Origin of the sequence: Kribbella pittospori, from assembly GCF_004331465.1 — a bacterium.
GTDB lineage: Bacteria > Actinomycetota > Actinomycetes > Propionibacteriales > Kribbellaceae > Kribbella > Kribbella pittospori.
Genome location: NZ_SJKB01000013.1, coordinates 188,335 through 203,138 on the forward strand (window position 1 = coordinate 188,335; position 14,804 = coordinate 203,138).

Genomic DNA, 14,804 nt, shown 5'->3' on the forward strand with positions numbered 1-14,804 from the left:
ACCGACATCTTGTGAACACATCGAGCCATATGTACAGTCCCAGCAAACATCGGCCCTGGAGACTGTGAGGTGGGAGTATGGCCGTCGAGGCACCCGAGCACCGCGCGATCGACGCCGGGCCCCGGTTCCGCATCTCTCGCGGACTTCTGACCGTGAGTGCGGCGCTGATCCTGCTCGTCATCGCAAGTGCAGTGCTGGCTCCCACGAGCGTCGACCACAGTGCTCTGCTCGGCATGTTGCCGTTCGCGGCCGTGCTGGCCATCGTCGGTATCGGGCAGACGCTGGTCGTGCAGCAGGGCGGCATCGATCTGTCGGTTCCAGGCGCGGTCTCGCTGGCGGTCGTCATCACCACTCATCGGCCGGCCGGGGACGACGACAAACTGCTCGGTGCCCTGGTCTTCGGACTGGCCGTGGCGATCGGGTTCGGCGTCCTCAACGGGGTGCTGGTCGGTTGGCGCCGGCTCAACCCGATCGTCGCAACGCTGGGCGTCAATGCCTTGATGTACGCCGCGGTCCTGAGCATCTCGGGTGGTTCGCCCCGGCGTACCACGGCACTGCTTCGCAATGTCGCCGGTGGCGTCACGTTCGGGGTGCCGAACTCCGTCTACATCGCGGTCGTCGTGGTCGCGATCGCCGCAGTGGTCATGAAGACCACCATCGGCGGCCGCCGCTTCGAGGCGATCGGAGCCAACCCGGTCGCCGCGGCCGCCACCGGCCTGCCCGTCACCTGGTACCGCGCCGGCGCGTATGTATGGGCCCAGATCCTTTACTGGCTTGCTGGCGTACTGCTGGCCGGGATCATCGCCCAGCCGACGGCATTCCAGGGCGACGCCTACCTCCTGCCGTCGATCGCCGCAGTGGTCCTCGGCGGTACGTCGTTACTCGGCGGCCGCGGCTTCCTCGTCGCCACCGCCATCGCCGCAGTGTTCCTCAGCCAGCTCGAGCAGTTCGTTCTCGCTCTCGGCGTCTCGTTCGCGATCCGAACCCTGGTCGAGGCGGCCGCTCTCACCGTGGGCGTCGCGCTCTACACCGTCGACTGGGCCGCCGTACGTCGCCGGCTCACGTCCACCCCTCAGCTGCCCCTCAGCACGGCAAGTTCCAGGAAGGGAACCTCGTCATGATCCGATCCGCTCGCCGCGCGCGCCTCGTCGCGTTGCTCGGTGCCGGTGCCGTTGGCCTCGCTCTCGCGGGCTGCGGCGGTTCCGGCAACGCAGACACCTCCACCAAAGCAGCCGCCGCCGGTGACGCTCCCTCCTGGTGTGGGAGCAAGAAGGCCGTCCTCGGCATGACCGACGGCTTCGGCGGCAACAGTTGGCGACTCGTCACCACCGCGGCCGCCAAGGCGGAGGCGGCCAAGTGCCCGAGCATCACCGGCTTCGAGTACGCCGACGGCCAGGGCGACACGCAGAAGGCCATCGCCGACATCCAGGGGATGGTGGCCAAGGGTGTGAACGCGCTCGTCGTCTTCCCCGACGCGGGTGAGGCCGTACTGCCGGCGATCCGCAGCGCCTACAAGGCCGGTGTCGTGACCGTGCCCTATCGGGTCGACCCGGGTGGCAAGGCCGGCGAGGACTACGACGTGTTCGTCGACACCAACTTCGCCGACGCCGGCAAGAACTGGGGCGACTGGATCCAGAAGATCCTGCCGGACGGCGGCAACGTCCTCTTCCTCAGTGGCCCGCCCGGGAACAGCCAGGGCCGCAAGGAAGCCGAAGGGCTGCACTCGGTACTCGATGCCACCGGCAAGTACAAGTTCATCGGCGAGCAGCCGTTCGAGGTCACCAACTGGGATCCGGCCGAGACGCAGAAGGTGCTGACCGCGGCGATCTCGCAGAACGCGGACATCGACGTGATCGTCTCCGACTTCGGTCCGTCCCTGGTCGGCGCGCTGCCGGTGTTCGAGCAGAGCGGACGCTCCATCCCCGCCATCGCCGCCTCCGACGGCAACGTCCTGTCCTGTTTCTGGCAGGACCACAAGGCGAAGAACCCCGACTTCAAGCTGTTCACGGTCTCGACCCAGAACGACCACTCGCGGCTCGCCGTGCAGCACGCCGTCGCGCGGGCGACCGGTGGCGAGGTCCCGGCGTCCTCGACGTTCCCGTCGGTGGTCTTCGAGGACTCGACGTCCAAGGACAAGCCCGTGCAGTGCAAGCCGAACCTGCCCGATGACGTCTATCTGTCCGCGGAGATGAGCGGCGAGGAGCAGGCGAAGCTCCTCAAGTGACCAGCGATCGAACCCCTCACCCGGAGGACGCTGTGGTGATCAACGAGACGAAAGTCGCCCCGGAAACGACCGCCGACGACACGGCAACCGCGACGCGGCCCACGCTGTCTCTGCACGGCATCTACAAGTCGTACGACGCCGTCGCCGCGCTGACCGATGTGTCCCTCGAGGTCAAGCCTGGTGAGGTGCACGCGCTGCTCGGCGAGAACGGTGCCGGCAAGTCCACTCTGATGGGAGTGGCTTCCGGCACCACCACGCCGGACCAGGGCAGCATCGCCGTACTGGGTGAGACCGTCGACGAGCTCACGCCCGGACGGGCGTCCGAGCTGGGCATTGCCATCGTGCACCAGCATCCTGCGGTGCTTCCCGACCTCACGGTTGCGGAGAACATCGCGGTCGCGGTGCCCGGGCGCTTCCTCGACGACGGGCCGGATCGGCGCGCCGCGATGCGGGCGCTGCTCGATCGGGTCGGGTGCGTCGCACATCTGGAGGATCGGGTCGGTCATCTCAGCATCGCTCAGAAGCACCTGCTCGAGCTGGGCAAGGCGATGGCGATGGAGCCGCGGTTGCTCATCCTCGACGAGCCGACAGCCCCGCTGGGCAAGGAGTCTGTCGGGCGCCTGTTCGACCTGGTCCGCTCCGCGGTCGGGCAGGGAACTGCCGTCGTCTACATCACGCACCGCCTTGCCGAGGTGCGCGAGCTCGCCGACCGGGTCACCGTTCTGCGGGACGGACATCATCGCGGGACGGCCGTGGTCGCCGAGGTCACCGACGACGAGTTGCTGGCCATGATCGTCGGCCGGCAACTGGAGTACACCTTCCCCGCCAAGCGGCTGGGAGTCGACGACGAGCAGCCGGTGCTGACCGTCGACGGACTGTCGGGCGACCGGTTCTCCGACGTCTCCTTCACCGCGCGGCGCGGCGAGATCATCGGTGTCGCCGGGGTCGTCGGGAACGGTCAGAGTGAACTCCTCCGCGCTCTGGCCGGCCTCGACGGACACGACGGCACGCTGACCATTGACGGCGCCCGCCTCAGTCACCGGCAGTTGCTGCGGTCGTCGGCGTACCTGCCGGCTGACCGGCATCAGGAGGGACTGATGATGTCGCTGTCGGTGCGGGAGAACACCGCACTCAGTGCGCTCGATCGGCTCGGCCCGTCCCGCTTCGTCAACCGGCGGCGCGAGGTCGAACTGGTCGGCGCGGAGGTGGCCGGGCTCGCGGTGAAGACGGCGACGCTCGAGTCGCCGGTCACCAGTCTGTCCGGCGGCAACCAGCAGAAGGTCGTGCTCGCCCGGTCGCTGCTGTCCAAGCCCGCCATCCTGCTCGCCGACGAACCCACCCAGGGCGTCGACGTCGGTGCGCGTGCTGAGATCTACCGGATCCTGCGGGAGGTCTCCGACAGCGGCGTACCGGTCATCGTCGCGTCCTCGGACGCCAAGGAGCTCGAAGGACTCTGCGACCAGGTGATCGTGCTGTCCCGCGGACACGTGGTCGCGTCGCTGGCCGGTGCCGAGGTGACCGAGGAGCGGATGGTTCGCGCCGCGGTCGAGTCGACTACTCACACCCGCACCGAGGAGCAGCGCGCCGATAGGCGTCGGCTGAGCCCGCGGTGGCGGCGCAAGCTCGAGGGCGACTACGTCCCGGTCCTGATCCTGGCCGCCGTGATGCTCTGCCTCGGGGCCTACATCTATTCCCGCAACGAGCGCTATCTACTGCCCTTCAATGTCACCTCGGTGATGCTGCTGGTCAGCGCGCTCGGTTTCATCGCCCTCGGTCAGACGGTGGCGCTGATGACGGCCGGCATCGATCTGTCCGTCGGACCACTCGCGGGTTTCCTCGTCGTGGTCGGTTCGTTCTTCCTCACCGAAGGACATTCCGGTACGGCGGTAGTCCTCGGACTGATCCTGATGGCCGCACTCGCGGCTCTGGCGGGTTTGGTCAACGGCTCGCTGATCAGATTCGGGAAGTTCACCCCGGTTGCGGCGACGCTGGCGACGTACATCGCCTTGCAGGGGTTCAGCTTCCTCTTGCGGGACAAGCCCGGCGGGCTGATCAGCCGGACGGCGACCGACCTCGTCACGACCACGATCGGCCCGGTCCCGCTGGCCTTCGTCGTCCTGGTCGTCATCACGTTCGCGATGGAGGTCCTGCTCCGCACCCGCCGGTGGGGACTGAACATCCGCGCGGTCGGCTCGGACGAGGAGTCCGCGCGACGGCTCGGTGTGCGCACCACCCGCACGGTCGTCACGGGGTACGTCGTCGTGTCGCTGTTCACCTTCCTCGGTGCGCTGATCCTGCTGTCCCAGCTCGGCATCGGCGATCCCGCGCAAGGAATCGGCTACACGCTGACCAGCATCACCGCCGTGGTCCTCGGCGGGACCAGTCTGCTGGGTGGCCGCGGCACCTTCGTCGGCACGCTGCTGGGCGCCGGCCTGATCGTGCAGCTCCTCAACGCGACCACCTTCCTGGGACTCACCCAGACCTGGCAGTACCTCTTCCAGGGCGCGCTGATCGTGATCGCGGCCCTTGTCTACAGCCAGGTGCGAGGTAGCGGCCGCAAGGCCGAGGGCGTCGCACACTGACCGCACGGGATCTCCCGTCGCCGACTACGAAAGGACATCGCCGTGCGAGCAGCGCGTTACTACGGTAAGCAGGACATCCGGGTGGAGGAGGTCGCTGAGCCCCAGGTGCGGGAGCCTGACGACGTACTCGTCGAGGTCCTGTACTGCGGCATCTGCGGGACCGACCTGCACGAGTACGCCGTGGGGCCGATCGTCACCCCGACGACTCCGCACCCACTGACCGGGGTGACACTCCCGCAGACCCTCGGACACGAGTTCTCCGCCCGGGTCGCCGCGGTCGGCGCAGAGGTCCGTGAGGTGACTGTCGGCGACCGGGTCTCGATCATGCCGGCCATCGTGTGCGGCCGTTGTCGCTATTGCCGCCGCGGTCAGGGACACCTGTGCGTGCAGTTCGCCTGCACCGGCCTGAGCGCCGAGACCGGTGGGCTCGCCGAGTACGCCGTAGTGAAGGAGTACCAGGTCGCCAAGCTCCCCGATGAGGTCTCCGATCTCGAGGGCGCGATCGTCGAGCCCGCGGCGGTCGCGGCGTACGGCGTCGAGCGGGCCGGGGTCACCGGTGGCGACATCGTCCTCGTCACCGGCGCCGGGCCGATCGGCATCCTGTCCGCGATGTACGCCGCCGCGGTCGGGGCATCGACGGTGATCATTTCCGAGCCGAACAAGAACCGCTCCGCGCTGGCCGCGTCCCTCGACATCGGCCCGGTGGTGGACCCGACCACCGGCGAACTCGACGAGGTCGTCGGCCAACTCACCGGCGGCGACGGCGTCGACCTCGCCATCGAGTGCTCCGGGAGTACGCCGGGCCTCACCTCGTGCGTCGAGCAGACCCGCAAGCGTGCCGCCATCGTCCAGACCGGGCTGCACACCAAGCCGGCGACGCTCGATGCGATGGCGCTGTCCGCGAAGGACCTGACCCTGTACGGCAGCTGGTGCTGGTGGATGACCGACTGGCCGCGGATCATCCGCATGGTTGCCTCTGGCACCTACCCGGTCGGCCGGGTGGTCACCGCGGAGATCGGCCTGGCCGACGTGGTGACCAAGGGATTCGACCCGTTGATCGACCCGCAGGGAGACCAGCTCAAGGTGCTGGTCCGCTCCGCTTCCTGACCCTCCCCTTCCGAAGGAGAATCCGATGAGTTCGTTCGGCGACATGCACCACGTCGGCATCACGGTCCGCGACCTCGAGGCCTCGCTGGCCTGGTACGAGCGGATGTTCGGGCTGAAGCCCGAGTTCATTGCCCAGGGCGACGGTCCGGAGCTGTCCGCGGCGGTCGGCGTACCTGACACCAAGCTGCGGTTCGCGTTCCTGCGGTTCGGCAGTTGCGTGGTCGAGTTGCTCCACTACGACAACGAGCGGGAGGACACCTTCGACCGCTCGAACGCCGACGTCGGCAGTGCCCATGTCTGTATCGACGTACCCGACATCCAGCAGTCGTACGACGACCTGCGGGCCAAGGGCGCCGAGTTCCTGGCGCCGCCGCTGCACATCGGCGACGGGCCGCTCGAGGGCTGTGCCTTCGTCTACTTCAAGGACCCCAACGGCGTGACGCTCGAGCTCTTCCAGAGCAACGGCCGCGGGCACTGACCGGCCTTCGAAGGAGTGTCATCCATGAGTGAACGTCGCGCGCTGGTCGTCGGCGCCACCGGTCTGACCGGCCGGAACGCCGCCGAGCAGCTGGCTCGATCCGGCTGGCAGGTGACCGGGGTGTCCCGCAAGCAGGGTATGGACACCGAAGGTGTCCGCACGCTCAGCGCCGACATCACCGACCCGATGTCGATCGCCGCGGTCGCCCGCGAGGTCCGGGCCACGCACCTCTTCTACTGCACGTGGTCGCGGCAGGAGACCGAGGCTCGCAACATCGAGGTGAACGGCGCGATGCTGCGCAACGTCCTCGAGACCACCGGGCGGACCGGCACGCTCGAGCACGTCTGCCTGGTGACCGGGCTCAAGCATTACCTCGGTCCGTTCGAGGCGTACGCCCAGAACCCGGCCAAGCCGCCGTTCCACGAGAGCCAGCCGCGACTGGACTACGAGAACTTCTACTACATCCAGGAGGACATCCTCTGGGACGCCGCCGCGCGGTTCGGCTTCGGCTGGACGGTCCACCGGCCACACACGGTCATCGGTTACACCCTCGGCAACGCGATGAACATGGGCGTGACCCTGGCCGTCTACGGCACCCTGGCCCGGGAGACGGGCATGCCCTTCGTGTTCCCCGGTTCACCTGAGCAGTACGACGGGACCACCGACATCACCGATGCCCGGCTGCTGGCCGAGCACCTGGTCTGGGCGGCCACCACACCTGAGGCGGTCAACGAGGCGTACAACGTCACCAACGGCGACACCTTCCACTGGCGGCAGATGTGGGAGGCGGTGGCGGCCGGCCTCGGAGTCGAGCCGACGCCGTACCCCGGACATCCCGCTCCACTCGAGGACCGGATGATCGGCGCCGCGGCGATCTGGCGACGGATCGCCGGCCGGGACGGTCTCGTCGAACCCAACGTCGACCGGCTCGTGTCCTGGTGGCACACCGACAGCGACCTCGGCCGGACGGTCGAGACGCATGCCACGATGGCCAAGAGCCGCGAGGCCGGATTCACCCGGTCCCAGGACAGCACGCGATCGTTCCTCGACCTCTTCGACCGGCTTCGTGCCGAACGCGTCATCCCGGCGGTCGAAGCATGAGGGCCGTCCAGTTCCAGGGCGTGGACACGCTGGCCCTGGCCGACCTCGACGTACCGCGGATCGGCGCCGACGAGATCCTGGTCGCGCTGCGCTCGGTCGGGATCTGCCACTCCGACTTCGAACTGCTCGAAGGGCGCTACATCATCCCGTTCGGGTACCCGATCATCCCCGGCCACGAGTGGTCCGGCCAGGTCGCCGAGGTCGGGCAGGACGTCACCGGACTCGCGGTTGGCGACCGCGTGCTGGGCGAGTGTGTGATCGGCTCGGAGCACTTCGGCTTCTCGATCTCCGGAGCCGCCGCGGAGTATTTCGTCGCCCGTCCCGAGTGGCTGCACAAGGTTCCGGACGAGCTCACCGACAGCCAGGCCGCGCTGGTGGAGCCGTTCAGTTGCGCGTACTTCGCGACGATGCGGGCCGGCAACGTCAACGCGAGCGACACCGTCGTCGTCTTCGGCGCCGGTCCGATCGGGCTGAGCTGTGTGGCTGTCGCCGCCACGATCGGCGCCCGGGTCATCGCGGCCGAACCCGACAAGACGCGTGCCGACCTGGCTCGCCAGCTCGGTGCCGAGGAGGTCGTCGACCCGACGTCGGACGGCTTCACCGATCAGGTGCGGGAACTGACCGGTGGCCGGGGCGCCGATGTCGTCATGGAGGCGTCCGGTCAGCCGGCCGCGATGGCGGCCACGTTGGAGGTTGCCGGGTTCAACGGCCGGCTGGTCAACATCGGCATCGACGTCGGTCGCAGCGCCACCGCGAAGCTGGGCCTGATCCAGTCCAAGCAACTGCAGATCCGCGGCACCATCGGGTCGCCGGGCGTCTGGCCGGAGACCTTGCGGTTCCTGGCCCGGACCGGTCTCGATCTCACCCCGATGATCACCGGCCGGTACCCGCTGGACCGAGCCCCTGAGGCGTACGCCGCGGCACGACGTACCGGCGAGAACGTCAAGGTGCACATCGAGAACGGCGGTGCCGGGTGAAAGCCGTCGTCCTGCACGCCGCGGGAGATCTTCGCATCGAGGAGCGCCCCGAACCACCGGCTCCTGGCCGGGGTCAGGTGACGCTGCGCGTCACCCGGGTCGGTCTGTGCGGCACCGATGTCAGTGAATACACGAGCGGACCGATGATGACTCCGCTGCAGACTCGGCACCCGATCTCGGGCGTGCTCGGGCCGGTGGTGCTCGGCCACGAGTTCATCGGCGTCGTAGAGAGCGACGGCGAACGCTTCGGAGTCGGTGACCGGGTCGCGGCCGGCGCCGGCGTCTGGTGTGGAACGTGCGCGTGGTGCGAGCGCGGCCAGACCAACCTCTGCCAGTCCTACTGGACCTACGGCCTGTCCGCTGATGGCGGGCTCACCCAGCACATCACTGTTCCCGAGGCGATGCTGCACCCGATCGCTCGCCATGTTGCTGACGACAACGCTGCGCTCGCCCAACCGCTGGCGGTCGGCCTGCACGCGGTCGGCCGCAGCCGGATTCAGCCTGGCGACGTCGAGGTCGTGCATGGTGCCGGCGCGATCGGTTCCTTTGTCATCGCCGGTCTGAAGGCTGCCGGGGCCGGAGCGATCGTTGCCGTGGACATCGATGCCGGCAGGCTCGAGACGGCCGCGAAGCTCGGCGCAGATGTGACCGTCGACGCCTCCTCGACCGACCCGCTCGACGTACTGCGTGAGCTGTCCGGTTCTGCGTTGGCTGACGTCAGCGTGGAAGCAAGCGGCGTACCCGACGGGCTGAGTCGCGTGCAGCGGCTGACCCGGCGCGGCGGCACCGTTCTCCTGGTTGGCCTGCCCAAGGGGCAGGTGTCGTTCGTCGCCAACGACCTGATCCTCCGCGAGATCGACGTCATGACCACCGTGGCGCATGTGTGCGACCAGAACCTGCCGGCCGCGCTGGCGCTGCTGGCCGAGCGTGACCTGGCCTCGCTGCTCGTCGAACGTGTCGTACCGCTGGACCGGGTGGTCGAGGCTTTGGCAGCGACGGCCGGTGGCACTGCGCGAGGGAAATTCCTCGTAGACCCGCAGGAGTGGTCATGACGCTTCGGGTCGGCTTCTGTGGTCTCGGCCGGATGGGTACCGAGATGGTCACTGCCCTTACGCGGCAGGGGTTTGCGGTGACGGTCTGGAACCGGACCGCGGCGCGTGCGCTGGCGGCCGCCGATCTCACCGGAGCCGAGGTGGCAGACACTCCGGCGCTGGCGGCCAAGAACGCGGACGTCGTGGTCACCATGCTCACCGACGGCGACGCCGTACTCCGGATCCTCGAGGGCGTTCTCGCCGGAGCCCGGCCTGGCTTGGTCGTCGTGGACTGCTCGACCACCGGGGCGGACGCGGCCAGACAGGCCGCGGACAGGTGCCTCGACGCAGGTGTGGGGTTCGTCGACTGTCCGGTGAGTGGCAGCACTGTCGTCGCCCGGGAAGGCAAGCTCGGACTGATGGCAGGCGGCGATGCGGCCGTGATCGATCGCGCCCGTCCGGTCCTCGATGCGCTCGGCACGGTCGTGCACGTCGGACCGACGGGTGCCGGTGCCGCAGCCAAGGTGGCCGTCAATGCACTGCTGCATACCTTCAGCACCGCGCTGGCCGAGTGCCTGGTCACCGCTCGCGCCGCGGGCGTCCCGCCTGCGGCGCTCTTCGACGTACTCGCGGTAGGCGTGCTCTGGAACCGCTTCCTCGACTACAAGCGACCCGCCTTCACCGACCCCGACCAGACGGCGGTCGCCTTCGACCTCACCACCGCGACCAAGGATCTGGGCCTCGCGGCCCGCGCCGCCGATGACGCCGGCCTGCGGGAGTCCGTCGTACGGCGGGCGCTGGAACTGCACCGGCAAGCACTGGACGACGGGCTCGGCGACCGGGACATGGCCGCGATGACGGCCTGGTTCGCGGCCGTCGCCGAGCCGGCCGGCGAAACAGAAAGGAACTGACGTGGGTATCCACACCTATGGCACGAACGCGGTCGACTGGGAGCAGCGGCTCGACCTCGACCGGTTGCGCACCGAGCGGCTGGCCAAGCTCCGGGCCGAGCTGGACCGCTCGTCGCTCGGCGCCCTGCTCGCGTTCGACTTCCCCAACATCCGCTACATGACCGCGACCCACATCGGCACCTGGGCGAACGACAAGCTGATCCGCTTCTCGCTGCTGGTCCGCGGCGCCGAGCCGATCGTCTGGGACTTCGGGTCGGCGGCCCGCCACCACCAGCTCTACAACCCGTGGCTCGACCACGCCGGACCCGAATCGGCCGACGCCGTCCACGGCCCGCACCACGGGGCTTCCAAGCCGAGTGGCGCCCGGGCCGGGATCTCCACGCTGCGCGGCGCGTTCCACCCGGGCGCGGGCATCGCGGAGGAGGTCGCGCGCAAGATCAAGGCCGAACTCGAGCTGCACGGGTTGCTCGACGAGCCGCTCGGCGTCGACGTCATCGAACTGCCGATCCTGGCCGCCCTCCAGCAGGCCGGTATCCAGGTCACCGACGGCCAGCAGGTCTTCCTCGAGGCCCGGCGGATCAAGACCAAGGACGAGATCGGGCTGCTCACCCAGGCGGCCTCGATGGTCGACGCGGCGTACGACCAGCTGTACGAGTTCCTCCGGCCCGGCGTTCGGGAGAACGAGACCGTCGGACTTGTCAGCAAGGCGCTCTACGACATGGGGTCGGAGTTCGTCGAGGGCGTGAATGCGATCAGCGGCGAGCGGTGCGCCCCACACCCGCACGTGTACTCCGACCGGATCATCCGCCCCGGCGACCCGGCGTTCTTCGACATCCTGCACAGCTATCTGGGCTACCGCACCTGCTACTACCGGACGTTCGCTGTCGGCAGTGCCTCACCGGCGCAGCACGATGCGTACAAGATCTGCCGGGAGTATATGGATCAGTCCATCGCGCTGGTGAAGCCCGGGGCGACCACCGCCGACATCGTCTCGATCTGGCCGACCGCGCAGGAGTTCGGCTTCGCCGACGAGGAGGCCGCGTTCGCCCTCCAGTACGGCCACGGCGTCGGATTGTCGATCTGGGAGAAGCCGATCTTCAGCCGGCTGGTCTCCCTCGACCACCCGGAGGTGCTCGAGGAGGGCATGGTCTTCGCGCTCGAGACGTACTGGCCGGCCCGGGACGGCTGGTCCGCGGCCCGGATCGAGGAGGAACTCGTCGTCACCGCCGACGGCTGCGAGGTCATCACCAAGTTCCCCGCCGAGGACCTGCTCGTCGCCGGCAAGCGCTACTACACGACCGGTGGGATGCTGCCGACCCGGCGTGAGGCGCAGTCCCACCTGAACACCCCCGTCTTCAACGGAGAACTGGTATGACGCTGCCACTCGAACGTCATGCGTACGGCGAACACGACATGGTGCTGCCGGCCGGCAGCCACACCAGGTACGACGACGCCGAGATCGACCGGGACACCCGGCTGCTGATGTACCGGCGGCTGCAGGAGATGCGCCAGTTCGAGAAGCGTGCGTACGACCTGTTCATGCAGAACCTGGTCAAGGGCACCACCCACCTGTCCCTCGGGATGGAGGCGGTGGCGACCGGCTTCGGTACGGCGATGCGCGCGGACGACTACACGTTCGCGACGTACCGCGGACATGCACATACCCTCGCTCGCGGCGTACCGATGGAGGGAGTCCTTGCCGAACTCCTTGGTCGCTCCAACGGACTGCTCGGCGGGAAGGGCGGATCCATGCACCTCACCAGCGTCGAGCACGGCGTGATGGGTTCCTACGCGATCATCGGGGCGCACCTGACGATCGCGAACGGCGCCGCCTGGTCCGCGCAGTACCGGGACAGCGGTCAGGTCGCGGTCTGCTTCTTCGGCGACGGCACCACCAACATCGGTGCCTTCCACGAGGCACTCAACTACGCCGCGGTCTTCAGCCTGCCGGTCGTCTTCGTGTGCGAGAACAACCAGTACATGGAGTACACCGCGATCTCGGACATCACCGCCGTACGGCGTCCGGCGGCGGATCGGGCCGGTGCGTACGGTCTCGAGCCTGTGGTTGTCGATGGCAATGATGCGGACGGCTGCCTGCTCGTCGCTCGCGACGCGCTCGCGCACGCCCGCTCCGGGCTGGGGCCGGTGCTGGTCGAGGCTCTGACCTATCGGCATGGCGGCCACTCGCGGGCCGATCCCGGCAAGTACAAGCCGTCCGGGGAACTCGAGGCGTGGCTGGAGCATGACCCGTTGAAGGTCTACCGCGGCCGGCTCGACCGGCTCGGGTTCGCTGGCGCAGAGCTGGACGAGATCGAGCGCCAGGTCGGCGAGGCTGTGAACGCGGCGACCGAGGCGGCCAAGAACGGACCGTTGCCGGACCCGGCATCGGCGTACACCGATGTGTGGGCGGACGGAGGACACTCGTGGCGCAACTGACCTATCGAGATGCGGTGGCCCGCGGCATCGCGCAGGAGATGCGACGCGACGAGCGGGTGGTGCTCGTCGGCGAGGACGTGGCCGGTTCCGGTGGCGTGTTCAAGACGACCGTCGGGCTGCTCGACCAGTTCGGCCCGCGCCGGGTGATCGACACCCCGATCTCGGAACAGGCCATCCTCGGTGCGGCCATGGGCGCCGCGATGACCGGGCTGCGGCCGATCGCGGAGATCATGTTCTCCGACTTCTTCGCCGTCTGCTGGGACCTCGTGGTGAACCAGATGGCGAAGACCCGCTACATGACCAACGGGCAGGTCACGATCCCGCTGGTGGTGAAGAGCGGCAACGGCGGAGCGCTCCGGTTCGGCGCACAGCACTCGCAGTCGATCGAGAACTGGGCGATGGCGGTGCCCGGGATCAAGGTAGTCACTCCGTCGTGCCCGGAGGATGTCGTCGGGCTGATGGCGGCCTCCGTACGCAGCGACGATCCGGTGTTGTTCTTCGAGCACAAGGGTCTCTACGCCAGCAAGGGCGAAGTGCCGGATGGTGTGATCGAGGATGTCCTCGGTACGGCGAAGGTTCGTCGGTCCGGTGACGATGCAACCATCGCGGCGCTCGGGCTGATGGTGCCACGGGCTCTCGCGGCGGCCGAGCAACTTGCGGAGCGCGGCATCAGTTGCGAGGTCATCGACGTACGGTCGCTGATCCCGCTCGATGCCAAGACGATTCTGGAATCGGTCGGGCGGACCGGGCGGCTGTTCACCGTCGAGGAGAATCCGCGTGCCCTCGGTTGGGGTGCGGAGATCGCGTCGATCGTGAGCGACGAGGCGTTCTGGGATCTCGACGGGCCGGTCATGCGCATCACCACGCCGCACGTGCCGCTGCCGTCCGCGGACTCGCTGGAGGATCTCGTCATCCCGTCGGTGGATCGGATTGTCACCGACATCGAGAAGGCGATGCAGGCGTGAGCGTCACCGCGCCCCGGCACCGGGACAGTCCGCGGGTACGCCGCCTGGCCCGCGAGCACGGTGTCGACCTCTCGGAACTCCGGCCCTCCGGTGCGCACGGTCGGGCGACACTGGCCGACGTACGAGCGTTCGTAGCTGCGCCTTCTGTGGATCCGGTCGTGTCGGCTCCGGTCAGGGTCGAGCGGTTGTCGCGGCGGCGGAAGGTGATCGCGGAGCGGATGCACCGGTCGCTGCAGGAGTCGGCGCAGCTCACCACCGTCGTCGAGGTCGACCTCACGCACGTGGCCACCGTCCGCGCAGCGGTGAAGGACGAGTTCCGCACCCGGTACGGCGTTTCGCTGTCCGTGCTGGCCTTCGTCGCAGAGGCCGCCGTACGGGCGCTCGCCGATCATCCGGTCATCAACGCCCAGCTCGACCTGGCGGCGGGGACGGTCACCTATCCGTCCGCAGTCGGACTGGGGATCGCAGTGGACACCGAGGAAGGACTCGTCGTCCCGGTGATCCGCGGCGCCGACGATCTCAACGTCGGCGCGCTCGCTCGCCGGATCGCGGACCTCGCCGCCCGCGCGCGAAACGGTACGGCGGCGGCCGACGACTTCTCCGGTGGGACGTTCACGATCACCAACACCGGCAGCCGGGGCGCGCTGTTCGACACACCGATCCTCAACGCTCCCGAGTCGGCCATCCTCGGCCTCGGCGCCGTCGTACGCCGGCCGGTCGTCCTTCGCGGCACCAATGGCGAGGAGCTGATCGCGATCCGGTCGATGGCGTATCTGGCACTCACCTACGACCACCGGTTGGTGGACGGCGCCGATGCCGGCCGCTACCTGGCGTCGGTCAAGGAACGACTCGAGAACCCGGGCCGGTCCTGGGCGGACAGTGTGGGGGTCACGCGATGAGATTCCCTAGGTCAACCTCAGGGCGCGATTTGCATGGCGCCTCCGTGGAGCTGGGGGTTGTAGGTGGTGTGGTTTTGCCAGCAGCGCCAGATG

13 protein-coding genes are annotated in these 14,804 nt (G+C 68.5%); all 13 read left to right on the top strand.

All coding sequences use genetic code 11. The features are described 5' to 3' along the window. Window positions 1–77 precede the first annotated feature (77 nt). Genes E0H73_RS34370 through E0H73_RS34430 form a run of 13 tightly spaced genes read left to right on the top strand, consistent with a single transcriptional unit; the run spans window position 78 to window position 14,711 of the window. Window positions 78–1,121: an ABC transporter permease gene (locus E0H73_RS34370; RefSeq protein ID WP_131363478.1), complete on the top strand. Its 1,044-nt coding sequence runs from the start codon at window positions 78–80 to the stop codon at window positions 1,119–1,121. Beyond that, a complete protein-coding gene (locus E0H73_RS34375) occupies window positions 1,118–2,224 on the top strand; it encodes a substrate-binding domain-containing protein (protein ID WP_131363480.1) in 1,107 nt (368 codons plus the stop codon). The genes E0H73_RS34370 and E0H73_RS34375 overlap by 4 nt, the downstream gene beginning before the upstream one ends. Beyond that, window positions 2,221–4,806: an ATP-binding cassette domain-containing protein gene (locus tag E0H73_RS34380; protein ID WP_202867693.1), complete on the top strand. Its 2,586-nt coding sequence runs from the start codon at window positions 2,221–2,223 to the stop codon at window positions 4,804–4,806. Before E0H73_RS34375 ends, E0H73_RS34380 begins: the two co-directional genes overlap by 4 nt. Window positions 4,807–4,848: 42 nt before the next feature. Further along, window positions 4,849–5,913 (top strand): 2,3-butanediol dehydrogenase, encoded by a 1,065-nt coding sequence (locus tag E0H73_RS34385; RefSeq protein WP_131363482.1) that lies wholly within the window; start codon window positions 4,849–4,851, stop codon window positions 5,911–5,913. Window positions 5,914–5,938: 25 nt separating this feature from the next. Further along, window positions 5,939–6,391: a VOC family protein gene (locus tag E0H73_RS34390; RefSeq protein WP_131363484.1), complete on the top strand. Its 453-nt coding sequence runs from the start codon at window positions 5,939–5,941 to the stop codon at window positions 6,389–6,391. Window positions 6,392–6,415: 24 nt separating this feature from the next. Further along, complete coding sequence (locus tag E0H73_RS34395) at window positions 6,416–7,492, top strand: SDR family oxidoreductase (RefSeq protein WP_131363485.1); 1,077 nt, start codon at window positions 6,416–6,418, stop codon at window positions 7,490–7,492. Further along, on the top strand, window positions 7,489–8,469 hold the full coding sequence (locus E0H73_RS34400; RefSeq protein ID WP_131363487.1) for a zinc-dependent alcohol dehydrogenase: 981 nt from the start codon (window positions 7,489–7,491) through the stop codon (window positions 8,467–8,469). The genes E0H73_RS34395 and E0H73_RS34400 overlap by 4 nt, the downstream gene beginning before the upstream one ends. Then, window positions 8,466–9,521 carry a zinc-dependent alcohol dehydrogenase gene (locus E0H73_RS34405; protein WP_131363489.1) on the top strand — a complete coding sequence of 352 codons (1,056 nt, stop codon included), beginning with the start codon at window positions 8,466–8,468 and terminating at the stop codon, window positions 9,519–9,521. The genes E0H73_RS34400 and E0H73_RS34405 overlap by 4 nt, the downstream gene beginning before the upstream one ends. Then, window positions 9,518–10,411 (top strand): NAD(P)-dependent oxidoreductase, encoded by an 894-nt coding sequence (locus tag E0H73_RS34410; RefSeq protein WP_131363491.1) that lies wholly within the window; start codon window positions 9,518–9,520, stop codon window positions 10,409–10,411. The genes E0H73_RS34405 and E0H73_RS34410 overlap by 4 nt, the downstream gene beginning before the upstream one ends. 1 nt (window position 10,412) lies before the next feature. Next, entirely contained in the window at window positions 10,413–11,786 is a 1,374-nt protein-coding gene (locus E0H73_RS34415; RefSeq protein ID WP_131363493.1) for a M24 family metallopeptidase, read from the top strand. Continuing rightward, a complete protein-coding gene (locus E0H73_RS34420) occupies window positions 11,783–12,847 on the top strand; it encodes a thiamine pyrophosphate-dependent dehydrogenase E1 component subunit alpha (RefSeq protein WP_131363495.1) in 1,065 nt (354 codons plus the stop codon). The genes E0H73_RS34415 and E0H73_RS34420 overlap by 4 nt, the downstream gene beginning before the upstream one ends. Beyond that, window positions 12,835–13,812, top strand: coding sequence for an alpha-ketoacid dehydrogenase subunit beta (locus tag E0H73_RS34425; RefSeq protein ID WP_131363497.1), 978 nt, complete (start codon window positions 12,835–12,837; stop codon window positions 13,810–13,812). Before E0H73_RS34420 ends, E0H73_RS34425 begins: the two co-directional genes overlap by 13 nt. Continuing rightward, window positions 13,809–14,711: a 2-oxo acid dehydrogenase subunit E2 gene (locus tag E0H73_RS34430; RefSeq protein WP_131363499.1), complete on the top strand. Its 903-nt coding sequence runs from the start codon at window positions 13,809–13,811 to the stop codon at window positions 14,709–14,711. Before E0H73_RS34425 ends, E0H73_RS34430 begins: the two co-directional genes overlap by 4 nt. Window positions 14,712–14,804: the final 93 nt, after the last annotated feature.

Coding starts and splice junctions, on each gene's coding strand:
- E0H73_RS34375 (WP_131363480.1), top strand. CDS start 1,118: ATGATCCGATCCGCTCGCCGCGCGCGCCTCGTCGCGTTGCTCGGTGCC.
- E0H73_RS34370 (WP_131363478.1), top strand. CDS start 78: ATGGCCGTCGAGGCACCCGAGCACCGCGCGATCGACGCCGGGCCCCGG.
- E0H73_RS34395 (WP_131363485.1), top strand. CDS start 6,416: ATGAGTGAACGTCGCGCGCTGGTCGTCGGCGCCACCGGTCTGACCGGC.
- E0H73_RS34420 (WP_131363495.1), top strand. CDS start 11,783: ATGACGCTGCCACTCGAACGTCATGCGTACGGCGAACACGACATGGTG.
- E0H73_RS34410 (WP_131363491.1), top strand. CDS start 9,518: ATGACGCTTCGGGTCGGCTTCTGTGGTCTCGGCCGGATGGGTACCGAG.
- E0H73_RS34400 (WP_131363487.1), top strand. CDS start 7,489: ATGAGGGCCGTCCAGTTCCAGGGCGTGGACACGCTGGCCCTGGCCGAC.
- E0H73_RS34390 (WP_131363484.1), top strand. CDS start 5,939: ATGAGTTCGTTCGGCGACATGCACCACGTCGGCATCACGGTCCGCGAC.